The sequence below is a fragment of the Pseudomonas sp. 14P_8.1_Bac3 genome (genome assembly GCF_025466085.1).
Lineage (GTDB): Bacteria > Pseudomonadota > Gammaproteobacteria > Pseudomonadales > Pseudomonadaceae > Aquipseudomonas.
Genome location: NZ_JANLOD010000018.1, coordinates 108,237 through 129,395, shown reverse-complemented (window position 1 = coordinate 129,395; position 21,159 = coordinate 108,237). Strand labels below are relative to the sequence as shown.

Below are 21,159 nucleotides of genomic sequence, written 5' to 3'. Positions count from 1 at the left end.
CCTCGCGGGCATTCTTTGGGTCAGGACGACATCAGCTCGGCTTTAACCAGCTTCGCCTGCTCGTCGGCGTGGTACGAGGAACGTACCAGTGGGCCGGATGCGACGTTCTTGAAGCCCATCTTGTAGCCTTCCTCGGCGAACCAGGCGAAGGTATCCGGGTGCACGAAGCGCTGCACCGGCAAGTGGCTGCGGGACGGCTGCAGATATTGGCCCAGGGTCAGCATGTCGATGTCATGTTCACGCATGCGCTTCATGACTTCGATGACTTCCTCGTCGGTCTCGCCCAGACCCAGCATCAGGCCGGACTTGGTCGGAATGTGCGGCATCATCTGCTTGAAGCGTTGCAGCAGCGTCAGCGACCACTGGTAATCCGACCCCGGACGCGCGGCTTTGTACAGGCGCGGTACGGTTTCCAGGTTGTGGTTGAACACGTCTGGCGGCTCGGCGGCGGTGATTTCCAGTGCAACGTCCATGCGGCCACGGTAGTCCGGGACCAGGGTTTCCAGCTGCACGTTCGGCGACAGCTTGCGGATTTCGCGGATGCAGTCGGCAAAGTGCTGGGCACCGCCGTCACGCAGGTCGTCGCGGTCCACCGAGGTGATCACCACGTATTTGAGTTTCAGGTCGGCGATGGCGATGGCCAGGCTTTCCGGCTCATTGACGTCCAGTGGCTTCGGACGACCGTGGCCCACGTCGCAGAACGGGCAGCGACGGGTGCAGATGTCGCCCATGATCATGAACGTCGCGGTGCCGCCGGAGAAGCACTCGCCCAGGTTCGGGCAGGACGCTTCTTCGCACACGCTGTGCAGCTTGTGTTTGCGCAGCAGGGCCTTGATGCGGTCGACTTCCGGAGAAACCGGGATGCGCACGCGGATCCAGTCGGGTTTCTTCGGCAGTTCGGTGGTCGGGATGATCTTTACCGGGATGCGTGCAACCTTCTCGGCGCCGCGCAGCTTTACGCCGGCTTCAACCTTGGCACGCGGGGCCGGACGCTCGGTGACATCCTGCGTCGGGATCATGGTTTGCACTGCATCAGTAGTCATATCAGTCGATTCCGCCCGTTAGGGTCGTCTGCTCAGCATAGTCGAGGTGTTTGACGAGCTGCGCGCGCAGCCGGGCACTTACCTCGGCAAATTCAATCGATCCTGCGTGATCGCTCAGCTGGGTCATCGCCAGCCCGGCGTAGCCGCAGGGATTAATCCGTCGAAACGGTTCCAGGTCCATGTCCACGTTAAGGGCCAGTCCATGAAAGGAACAACCATGGCGGATCCGCAGACCCAGGGAGGCAATTTTCGCCCCGTCGACGTAGACACCCGGCGCATCCGGCTTGGCCGCGGCGGTGACACCGTAGCTGGCCAGCAGCTCGATCAGGCAATGCTCCATGCGGGTGACCAGGTCACGCACGCCGAAACCGAGCTTGCGGACATCGAGCAGCAGGTAGGCCACCAACTGGCCGGGGCCGTGGTAAGTCACCTGGCCACCGCGATCGACCTGCACCACCGGGATATCCCCCGGCAGCAACAGGTGCTCGGCCTTGCCGGCCTGACCCTGGGTAAACACCGGCGGGTGCTCGACCAGCCAGATCTCGTCGGCGGCATCGCTGCCGCGTTCGTTGGTGAAGCGTTGCATGGCATGCCAGACCGGCTCGTAAGCCATCTGGCCGAGCTCACGAAAGCCCAGCGTGCCGGACATCACAGCACCATGTGCACGAAACCGGTAGCCCGCAATTCGCTGTTGATGTCGTACAGCTGATCCTGACCGGTGGCGATGATGTGCAACTGGATCGTGGTGTACTTGCCGTTGCTGCTCTGGCGTTCATCCACTTTTTCATCGTTGATCGTCGCGTGTTTCTTGACGATATCTATGATCTTTTGCTTGATGTCCACAATGGTGTCGCCGATCACTTTGATCGGATAATCATTGGCAGGGAATTCGATCTTTGGCGCCTTTACTTCGGTGTCTGTCATGGCGTAACGGCCTCGTAAGCCGTGGCAACGGACATGGCCCCGCTCCGGATCGGGGCGGGGCCATGCGGGTCCACACTGATTCAGTTGAACAAGCCGTAGAAGAATAGACGGATGCTATCCCACATGCGACGGAAGATACCACCCTCGTCGACCGCGTCCAGAGCGATCAGGTCGGCGCTGTGCACCACCTTGTCGTCCAGTTTCACTTCGACCTTGCCGATCACGTCGCCCTTGGCGATTGGCGCAACCAGCTGCGGGTTCATGGTCATGCTGGCGGCGAGCTTCTTCAGCTGGCCTTTTGGCAGGGTCATGGTCAGGTCTTCCGCCAGGCCGGCCTTGACCTGGTTGGTCGCGCCTTTCCAGACAGGGGCCTGGGCCAGCTCGGTGCCTTTCTGATAGAAGGTCTGGGTTTCGAAGAAACGGAAGCCGTAGGTCAGCAGTTTCTGGGTTTCAGCGGCACGTGCCACTTCGCTGCTGGTGCCGAACACCACGGCGATCAGGCGCATGCCGTCACGAACAGCCGAAGACACCATGCAGTAGCCGGCTTCGTCGGTGTGGCCGGTTTTCAGACCGTCGACGGTCTTGTCGCGCCACAGCAGCAGGTTGCGGTTAGGTTGCTTGATGCCGTTCCAGAAGAACTCTTTCTGCGAGTAGATCGCGTAGTGAGCCGGGTCTTCGTGGATGATCGCGCGAGCCAGCACGGCCATGTCGTGAGCCGACGAGTAGTGCTCGGGGTTCGGCAGACCGGTCGGGTTCATGAAGTGGCTGTTGGTCATGCCCAGGTCGGCGACGGTTTTGTTCATCATGTCGGCGAACGCGTCTTCGCTGCCGGCGATGTGCTCGGAGAGCGCCACGCTGGCGTCGTTGCCCGACTGGATGATGATGCCGTGCAGCAGGTCGCTGACCGTCACTTGCGAGCCGACCTTGATGAACATCCGCGAACCGCCGGTGCGCCAGGCGTTTTCGCTGACGGTCACCGGATCGTTTTCGCCGATCTGGCCACGACGGATTTCCAGGGTCGCGATGTACGCGGTCATCAGCTTGGTCAGGCTGGCAGGCGGCAGACGCTGGTCACCGTTGTTCTCGACCAGTACGTTGCCGCTGCTGGCATCCATGAGCACATAGGCTTTGGCGGCCAGTTGTGGCGGCGAAGGCATCATCTCGACCGCGAACGCGGCTGGCGAGAGGAGCAGCGGGACTAGAAGGCACAGGCGTTTGGCAAAGGTGGTGATGTTCATCCGTCTCTCGAAATCGCTAATGGAAACTGCCCGAAGGCAAAACTAATCAGACAGCTTTCTAACGGGCTGTCGCGTGTTCAGTCGTTCACTCAGAACCCTTGCCGGGCTTTTGTTCTTCAGCGAGCCAACAACCAGGTTCACCCCCCAAAACCGCAAGCGAACCGTCAATCAAGTACTACGTATTACTCGGCGGTGACCACGCTCGGCGAACCGAGATTGGCCGTGCGCACGCTGTTCTGCACCTGCTGGATCTCACCCGGCGAGCCGATCGGCCCCAGGCGCACCCGATGCAGTGTCTGTTGATTGCGCACGATCGAGCTGATGAACACCGGAGCGCTCACCATCCCGCTCAACTTCGATCTCAGGAGTTCTGCAGCGTCCGGGTTGGCGAACGCGCCCACCTGCAGATACTGGCCAGACGCTGGTACAGAAGCGTTTTTTTTTGCATCGATCTGCACGGGCACCACCGCTGCAGCGTGTTGCTGCGGCGGTGGAGTCCATTGTTCGACGGTGCCGGCGGACGCGGTAATCGTCGGCGCAGTATTTTGCGCTACTTGCGGCTCGTTGAGCATCAAAGGCGCCGGACGGCCTTTGGCGGCCCACCATTGCTGCGGATCGATGCCTTCGACCTTGACTCGCGCCGTGCCGATCTCGGCGTAACCGAGTTTTTTCGCCGCGGCGTAGGACAGATCGATGATGCGGTCCGAGTAGAACGGGCCACGGTCGTTGACCCGCAGGATCACGCTCTTGTTATTGTCCAGGTTGGTCACCCGAACGTAACTTGGCAGTGGCAAAGTCTTGTGGGCGGCACTCATGCCATACAGGTCATACACCTCGCCATTGGCGGTGTTCTGGCCGTGGAACTTGGTGCCGTACCAGGACGCCGTGCCCGAGGCAACATAGGCCTTGGAGTCCTGCAACGGGAAGTAGGTCTTGCCCAGCACCGTGTAAGGGTTGGCCTTGTAAGGACCGGAGTGCAGGGTCGGTGTCGCGTCGGGGATGCGGGATACGTCGACATCCCACCACGGCGCGCCATCTTTGTGGGCGCGGTTGATGTCCAGCCCCGGCGCGGAACGCACGGCGGTGGAAGAAGATTTCTGGGTCGGCGAGCGGCTGGTCGAACAACTGGCGACCAGCACCGCCAACGCGGCGAATGCCATCAGCTTCAGGGGTTTATTCATAGGCAATGCCCGCATTACTTGACGCCCCGTGCTTGGACCAGCTGTTCAGACAGTTGATGTACGGCCATGGCGTACATCACGCTGCGGTTATAACGCGTAATTGCGTAAAAATTGGTCAGGCCCATCCAGTATTCGGGGCCATTGTCACCTTCCAGGCGAAATGCCGTGACCGGCATATCATCGCGCAGCGCATCATGACTTGACCACCCCAGAGCCCGCAACTCCCCGACGGTTTTAGTCGGTTCGATGCCGGTGGTCAAACCTTCGTCGACCTGATCACCGCGCACATCGGCCCGGCTGACGACCGGTTCACCAGCGATCCAGCCGTGACGCTTGAAATAACTGGCAACACTGCCGATGGCGTCGTCCGGGTTGGTCCAGATATTAATGTGGCCATCACCATCGAAATCCACCGCATAGGCGCGGAAGCTGCTCGGCATGAACTGCGGCAAGCCCATGGCCCCGGCGTAGGAGCCTTTTAGGGTCAGGGGATCGACCTGCTCTTCGCGGGCCAGCAACAGAAATTCACGCAATTCCTTGCGAAAGAATTCGGCACGGGGAGGATAGTCGAAACCGAGGGTCGACAAGGCGTCGATGACCCGGTAATTGCCAGTATTACGGCCGAAAAAGGTCTCAACCCCGATGATCGAGACAATCACCTGGGCCGGCACGCCATATTCCTGCTCGGCACGGGCCAGGACCGCCTCGTGCTGCCGCCAGAAATCCACACCGCGGGCGATGCGCGCGTCGGTGATGAACATCGGGCGATATTCATTCCACTGCTTGACCCGCTCGGCGGGCTTGGAGATCGCGTCCAGGATCGTCTGCTTGCGCTCGGCTTCGCGGAACACGCCCATCAGCTGTTCACCGGCAAAGCCGTAGTCGCGGGTCATTTCACCGACGAATTCGGCCACTTGGGGGGTGCCTTCGTAATCGCCGGCCGCCGCGTCCTGCACAGTGCCAAGGATGCCCACCAGGCCGACCCACGACGCATATCGAGTCGCCCAGCCATGCATTACATGCATTGAAATCTTCACCTTATTCAAACTTGTGCGATCCACTTGCGATGGGTATGGATCGACATCAGAACCCCAAACGCTGACAGCAGCGTCACCAGCGAAGTTCCTCCGTAGCTAATGAACGGCAACGGCACCCCCACGACCGGCAACAGGCCACTGACCATACCGATGTTGACGAAAACATAAACAAAAAACGTCATGGTCAGGCTGCCCGCGAGCAATTTGCCGAACAATGTCTGGGCCTGGGCGGTAATGACCAGGCCACGGCCGATCAGCAGCAGGTAAATCAACAGCAACGCGCAGATGCCCACCAGGCCGAATTCCTCACCCAGCACCGCAATGATGAAGTCAGTGTGGCTTTCCGGCAGGAAGTCCAGGTGCGACTGGGTCCCCAGCAGCCAGCCCTTGCCGAATACGCCGCCGGAACCGATGGCCGCTTTCGACTGAATGATGTTCCAGCCGGTGCCCAGTGGATCGCTTTCCGGGTCGAGAAACGTCAGGATCCGCTGCTTCTGGTAGTCGTGCATGATGAAAAACCACATCGCCACGGCCACCGGCACGGCGGCGGCCAGCACACTGAGAATCCAGCGCCAGCGCAGCCCGCCCATGAACAACACGAACGCTCCGCCTGCCAGAATCAGCAATGAAGTGCCGAGGTCCGGCTGGCGCACGATCAGAATGAACGGCAACCCGATCAGAAACAGACTGACGCCCACGTGCTTGAGTTGCGGCGGCAACGTGCGCTTGGACAGGTACCAGGCGATGGTCGCCGGCATCAGGATCTTCATGAATTCCGAAGGCTGAAAGCGGATCACCCCCGGAATGTTGATCCAGCGGGTGGCGCCCATGGCGTTGTGGCCCATCACGTCCACCACCACCAGCAACAGCACGCCGAGCACATAGCCGACGGGCACCCAACGGGCCATGAAGCGCGGTTCGAACTGGGCGATGACGATCATCGACACCAGGCCGATGCCGAATGACGTGGCTTGCTTGGCCAACAGGTCCCAGCTCTTGCCACTCGCCGAATACAGCACGAACAGGCTACCGGCCGCGAGGGTCAGCAGCAGGATCAGCAACGGGCCGTCGATGTGCATGCGTTGCAACAGCGTCGCCCGGCGACGCATCACATCCTCGCTGGAGAGGATGCGATCGAAATTACTCTTCACGGGCCGTAGCCTCCGCACTGATAGGGCTGGCGTATTCGGCTTTGAGACGGCCGTCCTGGTCCAGGAGCCAGGCGTCCATGACTTGACGCACCACCGGCGCGGCGACGCCGGAACCGGACTCACCGTTCTCGACCATCACCGACACCACGATTTTCGGGTTGTCGGCTGGCGCGAAGCCGACGAACAAGGCGTGGTCACGATGGCGCTCCTGAACCTTGGAGCGGTCGTACTTCTCGCCCTGCTTGATCGCGACCACCTGGGCCGTACCGCTTTTGCCGGCAATGCGGTATTGCGAACCAATCGAGGCCTTGCGCGCCGTACCGCGAGCACCGTGCATCACCTGCTGCATACCGTGGTTGACCTTGGTCCAGTCGGACGGGTCGCGCAGGACGATGTCCGGCATCGGATTGTCGTCCTTCGGCCGTTCGCCCTCGACAGTCTTGGCCAGGTGCGGACGGTTCCACACGCCTTTGTTGGCCACCAGCGCCGTGGCCTGGGCCAGTTGCAGCGGGGTGGATTGCATGTAGCCCTGACCGATCCCGAGAATCAGCGTTTCGCCCGGGAACCAGGCCTGACGACGGGTCGCACGTTTCCATTCACGGGACGGCATCAGTCCCGGAGACTCTTCGAACATGTCCAGGGAGACCTTTTGCCCAATACCGAACTTGCCCAGGTACGACGACAAGCGATCGATCCCCAGCTTGTGCGCCAGGTCATAGAAGTAGGTGTCGTTGGAACGCATGATCGCCGTGTCCAGGTCCACGTAGCCGTCGCCGGTACGGTTCCAGTTACGGTATTTGTGGTCGTAGTTGGGCAGTTGGTAATAACCGGGGTCGAAGACCCGGGTCGAGGCGGTGACCACGCCCGAGTCCAGGCCGGCAATCGCCACCGCGGGCTTGATGGTCGAACCTGGAGGATACAGACCACGCAGCACGCGGTTGAACAGCGGCCGGTCGATGGAGTCGCGCAACTCGGCGTACGCCTTGAAGCTGATCCCGGTGACGAACAGGTTCGGGTCGAAGCTCGGCTGGCTGACCATCGCCAGCACTTCGCCGGTCGCCGGGTCCAGCGCCACCACCGCACCACGACGACCACCGAGTGCCGCTTCGGCGGCTTCCTGCAATTTGATGTCCAGGCTCAGGACAATGTCCTTGCCGGGAATCGGATCGGTACGCTTGAGCACCCGCAACACACGGCCTCGCGCGTTGGTTTCGACTTCCTCGTAACCCACCTGGCCGTGCAGCTCCGGCTCGTAAAAGCGTTCGATGCCGGTCTTGCCGATGTGGTGGGTCCCGCTGTAATTGACCGGATCGAGGGACTTCAGCTCTTTCTCGTTGATCCGCCCCATGTAACCCACCGAGTGCGCGAAGTGCGCGCCCTGCGGGTAATGCCGCACCAATTGCGCGACCACTTCAACACCCGGCAGGCGGAACTGGTTCACGGCGATGCGGGCGATCTGTTCTTCAGTCAACTCGAACAGGATCGGCACCGGCTCGAATGGCCGACGCCCCTGGCGCATGCGTTTCTCGAAAATCACCCGATCTTCGGGCGTCAGTTCCAGTACTTCGACGATCACGTCGAGCACTTGCTGCCAGTCGCCGGAGCGCTCGCGGGTCATGCTCAGGCTGAAGCTCGGCCGGTTGTCGGCCACCACTACGCCGTTACGGTCGAAGATCAACCCACGGGTCGGCGGAATCGGCTGCACATGGACGCGGTTGTTTTCCGACAGGGTCGAGTGGTACTCGTACTGGATCACCTGGAGGAAATACAGGCGCGCGATCAGCACACCGATCAGCACCACCACCGCAATGGCCCCGAACACGACGCGGCCACGCACCAGACGGGCGTCTTTTTCGTGGTCCTTGATGCGGATCGGCTGGGACATGAGGCAGAACTACTTGTGGTAGGGGTGGCCGGACAGAACTGTCCAGGCACGGTACAGCTGTTCGCCGATCAGGATCCGCACCAGCGGGTGCGGCAACGTCAACGGCGACAACGACCAGCGCTGATCCGCACGCGCGCACACTTCCGGCGCCAGCCCTTCGGGGCCACCGACCATGAAATTCACCGTGCGCGAGTCCAGCCGCCAGCGATCGAGTTCGACCGCCAACTGCTCGGTGCTCCAGGGCTTGCCGTGGACTTCGAGGGTCACAACACGCTCGTTCGGCCCGACCTTGGCCAGCATGGCTTCGCCTTCCTGACGGATGAAGCGCGCCACATCGGCGTTCTTGCCGCGGGTGTTGAGCGGTATTTCCACCAGTTCCAGCGCCAGCTCGGACGGAAGACGCTTGGCATATTCATGCCAGCCTTCTTCCACCCACTTGGGCATGCGTGAACCGACGGCGATCAGTCGCAGTCGCACAGCGGTCCCTTATTGCTGGTCTTTGTTGAGCTTGGTGAAATGCTCATGGGTGTTTTCCGGGCTGTGATGCGCAGCGCTGGCCGAACGGCTCTGCTCGGCACCGGCCCACAGGCGCTCCAGGTCATAGAACTGGCGAGCCGAGGCGGTCATCATGTGCACGATCACATCGTCCATATCCAGCAACACCCAGTCGCTGTCGCCCTTGCCTTCTTCACCCAATGGCTTGACGCCCTGGGCTTTGACCGCTTCGCGGACCTTGTCCAGCATCGCGCCAATCTGGCGGTTGGACGTACCGGTGGCGATGATCATGAAGTCAGTGATGCTCTGCTTTTCACGAACGTCGATCACCTGAATGTCCTGTGCCTTGACGTCTTCCAGGGCCGCAACAGCCACCTTGACCAGCGCTTCGCCGGCCAGCACCACGCCAGTTTGAGCCTCTACCGGCAGCGGAGCGCTCTTGAATGTGCCTTTGCGCTTTACTTTAGCTACGTCTTTGTCAGTCATATAAAACTCGTTTTGCTCATGTGTTCGGGTGGTTCAATACACGTCGATATCACGTGCCTTGAAGCACTCCCATTCAGTTCGGCGCACGGTAAAGTCCGTGCGCATCGATGTAGGCCAGGACCGCGTCGGGCACCAGGAAACGTACCGACTTACCGCTGGCCAGCAGTTGACGGATCTGGGTGGCGGATACCGCGAGCGGCGTCTGCCAGACGAATGCAATCTGTCCGCTCGGCCCTTTGAGGGCCAGCGGGTCGCTCACCGAGCGCGCTGCCAGCAGGTTGCGCAAGGCATCCGGCGGTTCGCTGTCGGCATCCGGGCGTTGCAGCACCAGGATGTGGCAATGCTGGAGCAACTCTTCCCAGCGGTGCCAAGTGGGCAGGCCGCAAAATGCGTCCCAGCCCAAAAGTAGAAAAACCTGGTCTTCAGCGGCCAGTTCGGCACGCATCAGTTCCAGGGTATCGATGGTGTAGGACGGCTTGTCCCGCTGCAATTCGCGGGCGTCCACCACCAACGGCGCCACACCGGCCACCGCGCACTCGACCATCGCCAGACGGTCCTGCGCCGACACCTGCGGCGTACCGCGATGGGGCGGTCTGGCACTGGGTGTCAGGCGCAATTCGTCGAGCAGCAGCGACTCGGCGACTTCCAGTGCACCGCGCAAATGGCCGATGTGCACCGGGTCGAACGTCCCGCCCAGCATGCCGATGCGCCGGGGCGCAGGTTCGGAGGCGGTGACCGGAGCCGACGGATTGAAGTCGCCCAAGTCAGTCCGACGCCTGGCCGCGCAACTGGCCATCACCGACCACGATGTACTTCTCGCAGGTCAGGCCTTCCAGGCCCACCGGGCCGCGGGCGTGCAGCTTATCAGTAGAAATGCCAATCTCGGCACCCAATCCGTACTCGAAGCCATCGGCGAAGCAGGTCGGGGTATTGATCATCACCGACGATGAATCGACTTCAGCCACGAAACGCCGGGTGTCCGCGAGGTTTTCGCTGACGATCGAATCGGTGTGGTGGGAGCCGTAGCGGTTGATGTGCTCAATGGCCTGATCCAGCCCGTCGACCACGCGGATCGAAAGAATTGGCGCCAGGTATTCGGTGTGCCAGTCGTCTTCAGTGGCCGGCGCGGCATCGATGATCGCCCGGGTGCGCTCGCAGCCACGCAGCTCGACGCCCTTTTCGCGGAACTGGGCGGCCATGGATGGCAGGAAATCTCTGGCGATCGTTTGATCCACCAACAGCGTCTCCATGGCACCGCAGATGCCATAACGGTACGTCTTGGCATTGAAGGCGATGCGCTGGGCTTTTGGCAGGTCGGCGTGAGCGCTGACGTAAACGTGGCAGATGCCGTCCAGGTGCTTGATCACCGGGACCCGCGCGTCACGGCTGACCCGCTCGATCAGGCCACGGCCGCCACGGGGTACGATGACGTCGACGTATTCGGGCAGGGTGATCAGCGCGCCAACGGCGGCACGGTCGGTGGTTTCGACCACTTGTACGACGGCGGCCGGCAGATCGGCCTCGGCCAGGCCGCGCTGGATGCAGGCGGCGATGGCACGGTTGGAATGAATCGCTTCGGAACCGCCACGCAGGATGGTCGCGTTGCCGGACTTCAGGCACAGGCTGGCGGCATCGATGGTCACGTTGGGCCGGGACTCGTAGATGATCCCGATCACGCCCAACGGCACGCGCATCTTGCCGACCTGGATCCCCGACGGACGGAAGCTCATGTCGCGGATGGCGCCGACCGGGTCCGGCAACGCGGCAACCTGACGCAGACCGACGATCATCCCGTCGATACGCTCCGGGGTCAGCGCCAGGCGTTCCAGCAGCGCCGGTTCAAGGCCATTGGCGCGACCGGCAGCCAGATCCCGCTCATTGGCGGCCGTCAGCTCGGCACGCGCGGCGTCCAGCGCATTGGCAGCCGCCTGCAAGGCGCGGTTTTTCTGCGTGGTGCTGGCACGGCCGATGATGCGCGAGGCTGCGCGGGCAGCGCGGCCCAGGCGGGTCATGTAGTCGAGAACGGACTCAGTCATGGTCGGAAGCGGTCTTTGCTCAGGTCTTGGTAAAGAGTAAAGCGGCAGATTATAGCTGTCGCGCCCCCCGACTAACAGCGGTGACGGGCGGATGGTCGAAATGGAGGGCAATTTGCCGACGTTCAGCCGTGATTAAGCTGCAAATTGTTATCATCGCGGCTCATTCAGCCCTGATAAACGCCGTTCATCATGTCCAATCTGACTGTTCGTGCGCCTGTTGCGAGCCTGCCCACCGGGCTCCCGGACGCTTTTTTCGACCGGGATGCGCAAACGCTGGCCCGGGATCTGCTCGGCAAAGTGATCCGTCATCGGGTCGGCGACCTGTGGCTCAGCGCCCGGATTATTGAAACCGAGGCCTATTACTTCGAAGAAAAAGGCAGCCATGCCTCCCTCGGCTACACAGAAAAGCGTAAGGCTTTGTTTCTGGATGGCGGCCACATCTATATGTATTACGCCCGTGGTGGCGATTCCCTGAACTTCAGCGCCCACGGTCCCGGCAATGCGGTACTGATCAAATCAGCCTATCCGTGGGTCGATGAAGTCAGCGGGCCGTCGAGCCTGGCGCAGATGCTGCTGAACAACCCCGATGCCCAGGGCCGCCCTCGCCCGTCGCAAAAGCTCTGCGCCGGGCAAACGCTGCTGTGCAAGGCACTGGGGTTGAAGGTGCCGGTCTGGGATGCCAAGCGCTTTGATCATGAGGTGTTGCTGGTGGAGGATGTCGGCCCGGCGCCCGGGCACATCATTCAAACGACCCGGCTGGGTATTCCCCAGGGCCGTGACGAGCACTTGATGTACCGCTTCGTCGATGCGGCTTACGCACCGTATTGCACGCGGAACCCGCTGCGACGGGGGCAGGTCGAAGGTCGCGATTATTTTTTGCTGACATGAATACTGAACAACCCATGCAGGAGCAGGCTTTGCTCCTGCATGGTTTCCGTGGTGTTGAAAGTCGCGTTCGGCCTTCTGGCCAATTGATGATTCGATGGAGTGGTACTTATGGGCCCATGGCTCGATAGCGTGACCGGATGGCTGGCGGCGAACCCGCAGTGGCTGGCCGCGGCGGTGTTTATTGTGGCCTTCGTGGAATGCCTGGCGATTGCCGGGCTGATCGTGCCCGGCACCGTGTTGTTGTTCGCCGTCGCCGTGCTGGCCGGCAGCGGTGCGCTGTCGCTGAGCGAGACATTGCTGCTGGGGTTCATCGCCGGGGTGCTGGGCGATGTGGTGTCCTACTTCATCGGCCGCCATTTCCATCAGAACATCCGGCGCCTGCCAGGCCTGCGCCATCACCCGGAATGGATCGCCAGCGCTGAGGCTTACTTCCAACGCTATGGCATCGCCAGCCTGCTGGTCGGGCGCTTCATCGGGCCCCTGCGGCCGATGTTGCCGATGGTGGCCGGGATGTTCGACATGCCGTTCCCGCGCTTCGTCGCCGTCAGCCTGCTGGCCGCCGCCGGCTGGAGCGTCGCCTATCTGCTGCCCGGCTGGGCGACCGGCGCCGCCATTCGCCTGCCACTACCGGACGGTTTCTGGCCCGAGGCCGGGATCGTCGCCGGCAGCATCGCGGTGATGGTGGGCCTGAGCGTGACCAGCAGCCTGCGTCGGCACCGTAGAGCGACGATCCTGATTGCCGGCATGAGCGTGCTGATTCTGGCGGGCCTGTTTATCGGCTACCCGTACCTGAACGCGCTCGATCAGGGTGTCATGACCCTGGTGCAGGAACACCGCAGCCCGCCCCTCGACGAAGTCGCCGTTACCTTCACGCTGATCGGCGAGTTCCGCAACATGCTGCTGTTCAGCGCCCTGCTCACCGGTTTGCTGCTGCTGACCCGGCAATGGCGCCAGGCGATTTTCGCGGGCAGCACGCTGCTCGTCACCGCACTCGGCAACACCTTCACCAAACAGTTTTTTGCCCGCGTGCGCCCGGAAGTCTTGAGTGATCCGCTGGTGAGCTACAGCATGCCCAGCGGTCACGCCTCCGGCTCCTTCGCGCTGTTTCTGACCCTCGCAGTTCTGGCCGGGCGCGGCCAGCCGCCGCGGATGCGCCTGACCTGGCTGCTGTTGGGTTGCCTGCCGGCGCTGGCGATTGCCTTGTCGCGTGTCTACCTGGGCGCGCACTGGCCGACGGATGTGCTGGCCGGCGCCATGCTGGCGTCGTGCGTCTGCGCGGCAAGCCTGGGCCTGACTCAGCGCCAGACGCCACTCAATGCCCTGCCGCCCAAGGTCTGGTGGCTGATATTGCCGTCCATGGTGGCGCTGTTCGGGTTCTTCGCATTGAGGCACTTGCCGCACGCGATGATGCGATACGCCTACTGATCAGGCGAACAATTCACCCTGCAATTCATCGAGCAGTGCCTGGATCGCATCCAGTCGCTGCTGCGGATCATCGAGCTGCAACAGGTCGATCTTGTCCACTTCGGCAAACGGCAACAGGTAGGCCAACTGATTGGCCAGGGATTGTTGCCCGGTCGCCTCGGTGCCCATGTTCAATGCCTCGACCATCGGATGTTCGGCCAGGGCCTTGAGCAGCGCGACCAGGTCGGCGTCCTCGTCCTGCAGTGGTTGTTCAGGCTCATCTTCCAGCCAGTCCACATCGGCGACGGTCAATTGATCACGCTGGACTTCGGTGCGCAACACGTGGAAGCGCCGGCCGCCCTGCACCCGAATGCCCAGCAGGCCGTTGTCCTGCTGCTTGAAATCGGTGATCAGCGCTTCACAGCCCACCAGCGCATAGCCCGCCGGGGCGATGCCGACTTCTTCACCGTCGAGAATGCACACCACGCCGAAGCCGCCGCCCTGTTTCATGCAGCGGCTGATCATGTCCAGGTAGCGCGCCTCGAAAATCTGCAGGTCGAGGATGCAGCCAGGAAACAGCACCGTGTTCAGCGGGAAAAGCGGCAAGCTCATAGACATTTCCTTACACCACCATCGACACCGCCAACGGCAGGAACACCGCCGTGGCCACGCCCATCAGACTCATCGCCAGCGCCGCGAAGGCGCCGCACTCTTCACTTTCCTGCATCGCCACCGCGGTGCCCACCGCATGGGCGGTCATGCCCAGCGCCATGCCCCGCGCCTCGGGGCTGTGCACGCCGAGGCGGGTCAGTAGGCTCGGCCCGAAGATCGCCCCGATCACCCCGGTAATCAACACAAACACCGCAGCCAGCGCCGCGACACCACCGATCTGCTCGGCCACCAGCATGGCAATCGGCGACGTCACCGACTTCGGCGCCATGGTCATCAGGATCATGTGTTCGGCGCCGAACGACCAGCCCAGCAACACGCCCATGCCCGTGGCGACCACTCCGCCTATCACCAGCGTAGTAAATATCGGCCAGAACAACTGCCGGATCCGCCGCAGGTTGAGATACAGCGGCACGGCCAACGCCACCGTGGCGGGGCCGAGCAGAATGCTGAGGATCTCGGTGCTTTTGCGGTACTCGGCGTACGTCAGGCCGCAACCGATCAGTACGCCGATGACCAACAGCATGGAGACCAGTACCGGCTGCAAAAAGATCCAGCGGGTTTTCTCGAACGCTGCCAGCACCAACTGATACGCGCCAAGGGTGATGCCGATGCCGAACAACGGATGATGGATCACCGACGTCCAGGCGCCCTGCCAGTCGATAATCATGGCTGGTCCTCGCGGTGCGCGTGACGCTTGACCAGGCGCTGCATCAGCACACCGGCGAAGGCCATGGACAACAGCAGCGACAGCACCAGCGCGCCGACAATCGCCCAGAAATCCGCGGCGATATCTTTGGCGTAAACCATCACGCCCACGGCCGGCGGCACCAGCAACAGCGGCAGGTAGCGCAGCAGGCTGCTGGCGGCGAGGTTCAGCGGCTCGCCGACCTGGCCGCGACAGATCAGGTACACCAGCAGGAGCAACAGGCCGATGATCGGCCCCGGCAGCACCGGCAAAAACAAATGATTGAGGGCTGTGCCCAGCAATTGGAACAACACCAGCCAGGTCAGGCCACGTAACAACATCCGTCCTCTCCCCGCAAATTCGCGCCGGGCATTATAAGCATGCCAGCGCTATAGACCGGCATTCGCCAAAAGCATGGTCGGTTGACCGGAGCAATTTGCCATGGTGATCTAAAGTGGTAATCCGGGAGGTCAAATCCCCCCGACTCAAAACTATAAAACCGATGAACCCAAGGAGAGTCTCAATGCCCTATGTTCCCGTTGCAGAGCTCAAAGATTATGTCGGCAAGGAACTTGGACGTTCCGACTGGCTCACCATCGATCAGGAGCGCATCAACCTGTTCGCGGAAGCCACAGGAGACTATCAGTTCATCCACGTTGACCCGGTCAAAGCCGCGCAAACGCCATTTGGCAGCACCATTGCACACGGTTTCCTGTCGTTGTCGCTGATCCCCAAACTGATGGAAGACATCCTCATCCTGCCTGAAGGCTTGAAGATGGTGGTCAATTATGGCCTCGACAGCGTGCGGTTCATTCAGCCGGTCAAGGTCGACTCGAAAGTGCGGCTGAAGGTCGACCTGACCGAAGTCACCGAGAAGAAACCCGGCCAATGGTTGCTCAAGGCCACCGCCACGCTGGAGATCGAAGGTTCGGACAAACCGGCCTATATCGCCGAGCCGTTGTCACTCTGCTTCGTGTAATGCCTCCCGGATGCGAAGCAGCGCACGCTGTTTCGCGACCTCTTGCTGTTTCTGTCTCTATATAAGGTCATGGAGCTGCGGCATACTCGGTCGCCTAATTGCCCGGATCCCGCTATGCGCTCACTTGCACTCCTCGCCTTGACCCTGATGCTCACCGCTTGCGGCGATGGCGAATCGCTGTTGCCCCCTGACGCCCGCCTGCCGGACGGCGGACGTTATCGCGGTGATCTGGTCGACGGCTTGCTGCAAGGCCAGGGCCGCGTCGATTACCCGAACGGCAGCTGGTACGCCGGCAGTTTCGACAAAGGCCAGTGGCACGGCCAGGGTGAATGGCACGGCAGCAATGGCGAAGTCTATCGCGGCAACTTCAATCAGGGCCTGTTCGACGGCCAGGGCACGCTGACCACCAATGGCAGCAGCTACACCGGCGGTTTCAAGGCGGGCCGGCGCGAAGGCGAAGGCACCCTCAAAGAAAACGGCATGACCTACCGTGGCGAATTCAAGGCTGATCAATACTCAGGGCTCGGCCGTCTGGAGCTCGACGACGGCAGTTCGTATCAAGGCCAGTTCGCCCACGGCAAACCCAACGGCGAAGGCCAGCGCGGCGACGGCAATGGCAACCAGTTCACCGGGCATTTCAAGGACGGTCAGCTGGAAGGCAACGGGACCTTCAACAGCGCCGATGGCGATATTTACGTCGGGGCGTTCAAGAATAATCAGTTGCACGGCAAAGGCCGCTACGAGAACGCCGACGGCGATGTCTGGCTCGGCCAGTTCAAGGAAGGCTCGCTGAACGGCAAGGGCGAGTTGATCGGTGCCGACGGCAGTCATTACATCGGCCAGTTCAGCGATTGGCGCTTTACAGGGCAAGGGCGGCTGAACCTGCCCGACGGCAGTTTCTACATCGGTCAGTTCGACGGCGACAGCTATCAGGGGCACGGCACCTTGGTGCTGACCGACGGCACCGTGCAAAGCGGCACCTGGGTCAACGGCCAGCGCGTGCGCGATGCCGACGGCAAGCTGCTGCCCGACAGCCTCGAACTGGGCTTGCTGGCCCAGGGCCGCTTGCTCGAAGACGCCCTGGCCAATGTGCCGGCCTCGACCCCGGCCATCGAGCTGTACACCCTGACCCTCGGCGGCGACGGCAAACAGAGCGTGTTCCTGCGCGAATCCGATTACGTCAGCAACATGCTCGCCAGCCGTTTCGGCGCTTTTGGGCAGATCCGCCTGGTCAACCATCGCGACCACCTCGTCGACCGGCCGATGGCCACCCGGGAAAACCTGCGCCGCGCGGCACTGACACTCGCCGACCGCAGCGGGCCGGAAGATCTGATCTTCATCTACCTGACCAGCCACGGCACCAGCGAACACGAACTGGTGCTCGACCAGCCGCGCATGGAACTCTCCGACCTGCCGGCCGACGAACTCGCCGCCGTGCTCGCACCGCTGAAAAATCGCGACAAAATTGTGGTGATCTCGGCGTGCTACTCCGGTGGTTTCATACCCGCCCTCAAGGACGAACGCACGCTGGTCATGACCGCCTCGCGCGCCGACCGTGTGTCCTTCGGCTGCTCGGAAGAAGCCAACTTCACCTACTTCGGCGACGCGCTGTTCGCCCAGGCCCTGAACCAGACCGACGACCTCGAGCAAGCTTTCAAGCTGGCCAAGGCCACTGTTGCCGAGCGTGAACTGGCGGACGGCTTCGAGGCGTCTGAACCGCAGATCTGGGCGCCAAAAACCGTGCTCTCGCACTGGCAGCTTTTGCGTAAACAACAGGCACGAAAAGCGCTGCAAAGTGTCTCTATCAGCAACAAGGATGCAAAGAGCAACTAAGCTGAACAGTATCAAGGGAGAAACACTATGTACTTGACGCCTCAGCATGTATTACTTGCCGGAGCTACCGGGCTGACCGGTGAACATCTGCTTGATCGGCTGCTCAACGAGCCGACAATCACCCGCGTTTTGGCCCCCTCACGCCGCCCGCTGGCCGAGCACCCGCACCTGGAAAACCCGGTCGGCGACCCGGCAATGTTCCTGCCGCAGCTGAGCGGGCGCGTCGACATTGCCTATTGCTGCCTCGGCACCACGATCAAGCAAGCCGGTTCGGAAGAAGCATTCCGCGCGGTTGATCTGGACATGGTGGTGGCCTTCGCCAAACGTGCGCGTGAAATGGGCGCGCGGCACCTGATCGTGATCAGCGCGTTGGGCGCTGATCGGAGATCTTCGATGTTCTACAACCGGGTCAAAGGGGAGATGGAATACGCATTGCGCGCGCAGGACTGGCCACAGCTGACCATTTGCCGCCCTTCGCTGCTGCTGGGTGACCGGCTTGAACCACGCCTGGCCGAGCAATTGGCCGGACCGTTGTCCCGTTTGATTCCAGGCAAATATCGCGGCATCGAGGCCTGTCAGCTGGCCCGCGCCATGTGGCGGCTGGCGCTGGAAGAGCAGGACGGGGTTCGAGTGGTTGAGTCGGATGAGTTGCGCAAGTTAGGCAAATGACTCCGTGGTGTGCCGGCGAACGCCTTCGCGGGCAAGCCCGCTCCCACAATGTCCGATGCGTCCCCAGATTATGGGATCACCACCAAAAACCTGTGGGCGCGGGCTTGCCCGCGAGTGCGGCGGATCAGCTGATATCGATGCTGGATGTGCCGGCCCCTACAACCCACCCGTTGCCTGAAAACTCACCCCGATCACCGTCAACACCGACAACGGCAACAACAGCGTATCCAGCAAGGCGCTGGCCGGCAGATCGACGCCGGGATAGCTCGGTGCTGGCGCACCAAAGCGATCCATGGCGCAACAGCCGCCGTTCATGGCATACAAATCCAGTCGAGTCCCCGCATACACCACCGGCGCTCCCGACTTGGCGGCATCCAGCGTGCGCGCCGTGGCGCAGCCCGTCAGTTGCAACGCCAGCACGATCGCCAGCAGCTTATTCATCGCTGGTCAGGTGGTGTTCGCCCCAACGCGGCAGCATGTCTTGCGGAATGTTCAGCAGGTTGAGAATCCGCGCCACAACGAAATCGATCAGGTCATCGATGGTTTGCGGCTGATGATAGAAGCCCGGCGACGCCGGCAGGATCGTCACGCCCATGTTCGACAACTTGAGCATGTGCTCCAGATGAATGCTCGAATACGGGGCTTCGCGCGGCACCAGAATCAGCTGGCGGCGCTCCTTCAACGTGACGTCGGCGGCGCGCTCGATCAGGTTGTTGCAAGCGCCGGTGGCGATCGCCGACAACGTCCCGGTCGAACACGGCACCACCACCATCGCCGCTGGCGCGCCAGAGCCCGAGGCCACCGGCGACATCCAGTCCTCCTTGCCATATACCCGAATCTGCCCGGCGGCCGCGCCGGTGTATTCGGTGAGGAAGGCCTGCATCATCTGGGTTTTCGGCGGCAGCGTAACGTCGGTCTCGGTGGCCATCACCAGCTGCGCCGCCTTGGAGATCAGGAAGTGCACCTCGCGGTCTTCGCGGATCAGGCAATCCAGCAGGCGCAAACCGTATTGGGCGCCCGAAGCGCCGGTCATCGCCAGCGTGATGCGTTCCGGGCCGTTGTTCATCGCAGCGCCTCGGCGAGCTTGCCATGCAGGCCGCCGAAGCCGCCGTTGCTCATGATCACCACGTGGGTGCCGGGTTGCGCCTGACTTTTCACGCGTTCGATGATGCCTTCCAACGAGTCGCTGACAATCGACGGCACCGTGCACAGCGCCGCCGTCGCCCCCAGGTCCCAGCCAAGATTGGCCGGTGCGTACCAGATCACCTGATCGGCATCGACCACGCTTTCCGGCAAACCATCGCGGTGCGCGCCGAGCTTCATCGAGTTGGAACGAGGTTCGATAATGGCGATCAACGGCGCATCGCCGATGCGTTTACGCAGGCCGTCGAGGGTGGTGGCAATGGCCGTCGGGTGGTGGGCGAAGTCATCGTAGATAGTGATTCCACGGACTTCCGCGACTTTTTCCATGCGCCGCTTCACGCTTTTGAACGCGCTCAGCGCGGCGATGCCCATGGACGGCACGACGCCGACATGGCGCGCCGCCGCCAGGGTAGCGAGGGCATTGGCGACGTTGTGCTGGCCGGTCATGCCCCACTCAACCACGCCTTGCGCGACGCCCTCGAACATGACTTCGAATTTCGAACCGTCTTCGCTGAGCAACTTGACCTGCCACTGGCCACCGGCACCGGTGGTTTGCACTGGGGTCCAGCAGCCCATCTCGATCACGCGCTGCAACGCAGGTTCGGTGGTCGGATGGATCACCAGGCCCTCGCTCGGGATCGTTCGCACCAAATGGTGAAATTGCCGCTCGATCGCCGGAAGATCGGGGAAGATGTCGGCGTGATCGTATTCCAGGTTGTTCAAGATCGCCGTACGCGGACGATAGTGGACAAACTTGGAACGCTTGTCGAAGAAGGCGCTGTCATATTCATCAGCTTCGATCACGAAGAACGGCGTTGCGCCCAATCGCGCCGACACCGAGAAATTCTGCGGCACGCCACCGATCAGGAAACCCGGACTCATGCCGGCGTGCTCCAGCACCCAGGCGAGCATGCTGCTGGTGGTGGTTTTGCCATGGGTACCGGCGACGGCCAACACCCAGCGACCTTGCAGCACGTGGTCGGCCAGCCATTGCGGGCCGGAGACGTACGGCAGGCCTTTGTTCAGCACGTACTCGACCGCCGGGTTACCGCGGGACATGGCGTTGCCAATCACCACCAGGTCGGGGGCCGGATCGAGTTGAGCGGGGTCGTAACCCTGGGTCAACTGAATGCCCTGAGCCTCCAGTTGAGTGCTCATCGGTGGATAGACGTTGGCATCGGAGCCGGTCACGTGATGGCCCAGTTCTTTGGCCAGAACCGCCATCGAACCCATGAAAGTGCCGCAGATACCCAGAATATGAATGTGCATAGTCGACCTCGTAAAACATGGCCGCAGGTTAGCGTAGGGAGGGGAAAATCGCACCTTTGTTTCGTTTCGGCCTCGGCACGGTGCCTGCATGCGTTCGGCTTTTCGGCGAGTGTGGCAGTGCGATCACTATCGCCAGCAAGC

23 protein-coding genes are annotated in these 21,159 nt (G+C 61.9%); 5 read left to right on the top strand and 18 right to left on the bottom strand.

The window, feature by feature from the left end; genetic code table 11:
* Window positions 1–20: 20 nt before the first annotated feature.
* The 12 genes from lipA to NTD84_RS06285 form a co-directional block, all read right to left on the bottom strand.
* Complete coding sequence (lipA, locus tag NTD84_RS06340) at window positions 21–1,043, bottom strand: lipoyl synthase (RefSeq protein WP_410017333.1); 1,023 nt, start codon at window positions 1,041–1,043, stop codon at window positions 21–23.
* Between the two features lies 1 nt (window position 1,044).
* Window positions 1,045–1,692, bottom strand: coding sequence for a lipoyl(octanoyl) transferase LipB (gene lipB, locus NTD84_RS06335; RefSeq protein WP_157712737.1), 648 nt, complete (start codon window positions 1,690–1,692; stop codon window positions 1,045–1,047).
* A complete protein-coding gene (locus NTD84_RS06330) occupies window positions 1,692–1,967 on the bottom strand; it encodes a DUF493 domain-containing protein (protein ID WP_054052426.1) in 276 nt (91 codons plus the stop codon). Before NTD84_RS06330 ends, lipB begins: the two co-directional genes overlap by 1 nt.
* An 80-nt stretch (window positions 1,968–2,047) precedes the next feature.
* Window positions 2,048–3,205 carry a D-alanyl-D-alanine carboxypeptidase family protein gene (locus NTD84_RS06325; RefSeq protein WP_262164100.1) on the bottom strand — a complete coding sequence of 386 codons (1,158 nt, stop codon included), beginning with the start codon at window positions 3,203–3,205 and terminating at the stop codon, window positions 2,048–2,050.
* Between the two features lie 182 nt (window positions 3,206–3,387).
* A complete protein-coding gene (locus tag NTD84_RS06320) occupies window positions 3,388–4,401 on the bottom strand; it encodes a septal ring lytic transglycosylase RlpA family protein (protein WP_262164099.1) in 1,014 nt (337 codons plus the stop codon).
* A complete protein-coding gene (gene mltB, locus NTD84_RS06315; RefSeq protein ID WP_262164098.1) occupies window positions 4,401–5,411 on the bottom strand; it encodes a lytic murein transglycosylase B in 1,011 nt (336 codons plus the stop codon). The genes NTD84_RS06320 and mltB overlap by 1 nt, the downstream gene beginning before the upstream one ends.
* Before the next feature lie 17 nt (window positions 5,412–5,428).
* On the bottom strand, window positions 5,429–6,532 hold the full coding sequence (rodA, locus tag NTD84_RS06310; RefSeq protein ID WP_262164170.1) for a rod shape-determining protein RodA: 1,104 nt from the start codon (window positions 6,530–6,532) through the stop codon (window positions 5,429–5,431).
* Between the two features lie 31 nt (window positions 6,533–6,563).
* Window positions 6,564–8,459, bottom strand: coding sequence for a penicillin-binding protein 2 (mrdA, locus tag NTD84_RS06305; RefSeq protein ID WP_262164097.1), 1,896 nt, complete (start codon window positions 8,457–8,459; stop codon window positions 6,564–6,566).
* A gap of 9 nt (window positions 8,460–8,468) precedes the next feature.
* Window positions 8,469–8,936 (bottom strand): 23S rRNA (pseudouridine(1915)-N(3))-methyltransferase RlmH, encoded by a 468-nt coding sequence (gene rlmH, locus NTD84_RS06300; protein ID WP_007937439.1) that lies wholly within the window; start codon window positions 8,934–8,936, stop codon window positions 8,469–8,471.
* 9 nt (window positions 8,937–8,945) lie between these two features.
* Window positions 8,946–9,440 carry a ribosome silencing factor gene (gene rsfS / locus NTD84_RS06295; RefSeq protein WP_262164096.1) on the bottom strand — a complete coding sequence of 165 codons (495 nt, stop codon included), beginning with the start codon at window positions 9,438–9,440 and terminating at the stop codon, window positions 8,946–8,948.
* A 73-nt stretch (window positions 9,441–9,513) separates the two neighbouring features.
* Window positions 9,514–10,203, bottom strand: coding sequence for a nicotinate-nucleotide adenylyltransferase (gene nadD, locus NTD84_RS06290; RefSeq protein ID WP_262164095.1), 690 nt, complete (start codon window positions 10,201–10,203; stop codon window positions 9,514–9,516).
* Between the two features lies 1 nt (window position 10,204).
* Complete coding sequence (locus tag NTD84_RS06285; protein WP_262164094.1) at window positions 10,205–11,476, bottom strand: glutamate-5-semialdehyde dehydrogenase; 1,272 nt, start codon at window positions 11,474–11,476, stop codon at window positions 10,205–10,207.
* Between the two features lie 189 nt (window positions 11,477–11,665).
* Between NTD84_RS06285 and NTD84_RS06280 the strand changes: the two genes are divergently transcribed.
* A complete protein-coding gene (locus NTD84_RS06280; RefSeq protein WP_262164093.1) occupies window positions 11,666–12,364 on the top strand; it encodes a DNA-3-methyladenine glycosylase in 699 nt (232 codons plus the stop codon).
* Between the two features lie 108 nt (window positions 12,365–12,472).
* Window positions 12,473–13,789 carry a bifunctional DedA family/phosphatase PAP2 family protein gene (locus tag NTD84_RS06275; protein WP_262164092.1) on the top strand — a complete coding sequence of 439 codons (1,317 nt, stop codon included), beginning with the start codon at window positions 12,473–12,475 and terminating at the stop codon, window positions 13,787–13,789.
* Here NTD84_RS06275 and NTD84_RS06270 read toward each other — a convergent pair whose 3' ends face one another.
* From NTD84_RS06270 to NTD84_RS06260, 3 genes are read right to left on the bottom strand one after another with little or no spacing between them, the layout of a single operon-like run.
* Window positions 13,790–14,380, bottom strand: coding sequence for an LON peptidase substrate-binding domain-containing protein (locus NTD84_RS06270; protein ID WP_262164091.1), 591 nt, complete (start codon window positions 14,378–14,380; stop codon window positions 13,790–13,792).
* A 10-nt stretch (window positions 14,381–14,390) separates the two neighbouring features.
* A complete protein-coding gene (locus tag NTD84_RS06265) occupies window positions 14,391–15,107 on the bottom strand; it encodes an LrgB family protein (RefSeq protein WP_262164090.1) in 717 nt (238 codons plus the stop codon).
* Window positions 15,104–15,466 carry a CidA/LrgA family protein gene (locus NTD84_RS06260; protein WP_262164089.1) on the bottom strand — a complete coding sequence of 121 codons (363 nt, stop codon included), beginning with the start codon at window positions 15,464–15,466 and terminating at the stop codon, window positions 15,104–15,106. The genes NTD84_RS06265 and NTD84_RS06260 overlap by 4 nt, the downstream gene beginning before the upstream one ends.
* A gap of 182 nt (window positions 15,467–15,648) precedes the next feature.
* Between NTD84_RS06260 and NTD84_RS06255 the strand changes: the two genes are divergently transcribed.
* From NTD84_RS06255 to NTD84_RS06245, 3 genes are all read left to right on the top strand, one after another.
* The gene (locus tag NTD84_RS06255; RefSeq protein WP_262164088.1) at window positions 15,649–16,104 is read left to right on the top strand and encodes a MaoC family dehydratase; all 456 of its coding nucleotides are present in this window, start codon (window positions 15,649–15,651) and stop codon (window positions 16,102–16,104) included.
* A gap of 114 nt (window positions 16,105–16,218) precedes the next feature.
* Entirely contained in the window at window positions 16,219–17,937 is a 1,719-nt protein-coding gene (locus NTD84_RS06250) for a C13 family peptidase (protein ID WP_262164087.1), read from the top strand.
* Window positions 17,938–17,964: 27 nt separating this feature from the next.
* Complete coding sequence (locus tag NTD84_RS06245; protein ID WP_262164086.1) at window positions 17,965–18,606, top strand: oxidoreductase; 642 nt, start codon at window positions 17,965–17,967, stop codon at window positions 18,604–18,606.
* A gap of 156 nt (window positions 18,607–18,762) precedes the next feature.
* Here the strand turns inward: NTD84_RS06245 and NTD84_RS06240 are convergent, their stop codons facing one another.
* From NTD84_RS06240 to mpl, 3 genes are read right to left on the bottom strand one after another with little or no spacing between them, the layout of a single operon-like run.
* On the bottom strand, window positions 18,763–19,047 hold the full coding sequence (locus tag NTD84_RS06240; RefSeq protein ID WP_262164085.1) for a YceK/YidQ family lipoprotein: 285 nt from the start codon (window positions 19,045–19,047) through the stop codon (window positions 18,763–18,765).
* Complete coding sequence (gene ubiX, locus NTD84_RS06235; protein WP_128871424.1) at window positions 19,040–19,672, bottom strand: flavin prenyltransferase UbiX; 633 nt, start codon at window positions 19,670–19,672, stop codon at window positions 19,040–19,042. The genes NTD84_RS06240 and ubiX overlap by 8 nt, the downstream gene beginning before the upstream one ends.
* Complete coding sequence (gene mpl / locus NTD84_RS06230; protein WP_262164084.1) at window positions 19,669–21,018, bottom strand: UDP-N-acetylmuramate:L-alanyl-gamma-D-glutamyl-meso-diaminopimelate ligase; 1,350 nt, start codon at window positions 21,016–21,018, stop codon at window positions 19,669–19,671. The genes ubiX and mpl overlap by 4 nt, the downstream gene beginning before the upstream one ends.
* Between the last annotated feature and the right edge of the window lie 141 nt (window positions 21,019–21,159).

Excerpts from the sequence above, each read along its gene's own strand:
- lipA (WP_410017333.1), bottom strand. The coding sequence starts at position 1,043 with ATGACTACTGATGCAGTGCAAACCATGATCCCGACGCAGGATGTCACC.
- lipB (WP_157712737.1), bottom strand. The coding sequence starts at position 1,692 with ATGTCCGGCACGCTGGGCTTTCGTGAGCTCGGCCAGATGGCTTACGAG.
- NTD84_RS06330 (WP_054052426.1), bottom strand. The coding sequence starts at position 1,967 with ATGACAGACACCGAAGTAAAGGCGCCAAAGATCGAATTCCCTGCCAAT.
- NTD84_RS06325 (WP_262164100.1), bottom strand. The coding sequence starts at position 3,205 with ATGAACATCACCACCTTTGCCAAACGCCTGTGCCTTCTAGTCCCGCTG.
- NTD84_RS06320 (WP_262164099.1), bottom strand. The coding sequence starts at position 4,401 with ATGCGGGCATTGCCTATGAATAAACCCCTGAAGCTGATGGCATTCGCC.
- mltB (WP_262164098.1), bottom strand. The coding sequence starts at position 5,411 with ATGCATGTAATGCATGGCTGGGCGACTCGATATGCGTCGTGGGTCGGC.
- rodA (WP_262164170.1), bottom strand. The coding sequence starts at position 6,532 with ATGCGTCGCCGGGCGACGCTGTTGCAACGCATGCACATCGACGGCCCG.
- mrdA (WP_262164097.1), bottom strand. The coding sequence starts at position 8,459 with ATGTCCCAGCCGATCCGCATCAAGGACCACGAAAAAGACGCCCGTCTG.
- rsfS (WP_262164096.1), bottom strand. The coding sequence starts at position 9,440 with ATGACTGACAAAGACGTAGCTAAAGTAAAGCGCAAAGGCACATTCAAG.
- NTD84_RS06285 (WP_262164094.1), bottom strand. The coding sequence starts at position 11,476 with ATGACTGAGTCCGTTCTCGACTACATGACCCGCCTGGGCCGCGCTGCC.
- NTD84_RS06280 (WP_262164093.1), top strand. The coding sequence starts at position 11,666 with ATGTCCAATCTGACTGTTCGTGCGCCTGTTGCGAGCCTGCCCACCGGG.
- NTD84_RS06275 (WP_262164092.1), top strand. The coding sequence starts at position 12,473 with ATGGGCCCATGGCTCGATAGCGTGACCGGATGGCTGGCGGCGAACCCG.
- NTD84_RS06270 (WP_262164091.1), bottom strand. The coding sequence starts at position 14,380 with ATGAGCTTGCCGCTTTTCCCGCTGAACACGGTGCTGTTTCCTGGCTGC.
- NTD84_RS06265 (WP_262164090.1), bottom strand. The coding sequence starts at position 15,107 with ATGATTATCGACTGGCAGGGCGCCTGGACGTCGGTGATCCATCATCCG.
- NTD84_RS06260 (WP_262164089.1), bottom strand. The coding sequence starts at position 15,466 with ATGTTGTTACGTGGCCTGACCTGGCTGGTGTTGTTCCAATTGCTGGGC.
- NTD84_RS06255 (WP_262164088.1), top strand. The coding sequence starts at position 15,649 with ATGCCCTATGTTCCCGTTGCAGAGCTCAAAGATTATGTCGGCAAGGAA.
- NTD84_RS06250 (WP_262164087.1), top strand. The coding sequence starts at position 16,219 with ATGCGCTCACTTGCACTCCTCGCCTTGACCCTGATGCTCACCGCTTGC.
- NTD84_RS06245 (WP_262164086.1), top strand. The coding sequence starts at position 17,965 with ATGTACTTGACGCCTCAGCATGTATTACTTGCCGGAGCTACCGGGCTG.
- NTD84_RS06240 (WP_262164085.1), bottom strand. The coding sequence starts at position 19,047 with ATGAATAAGCTGCTGGCGATCGTGCTGGCGTTGCAACTGACGGGCTGC.
- ubiX (WP_128871424.1), bottom strand. The coding sequence starts at position 19,672 with ATGAACAACGGCCCGGAACGCATCACGCTGGCGATGACCGGCGCTTCG.
- mpl (WP_262164084.1), bottom strand. The coding sequence starts at position 21,018 with ATGCACATTCATATTCTGGGTATCTGCGGCACTTTCATGGGTTCGATG.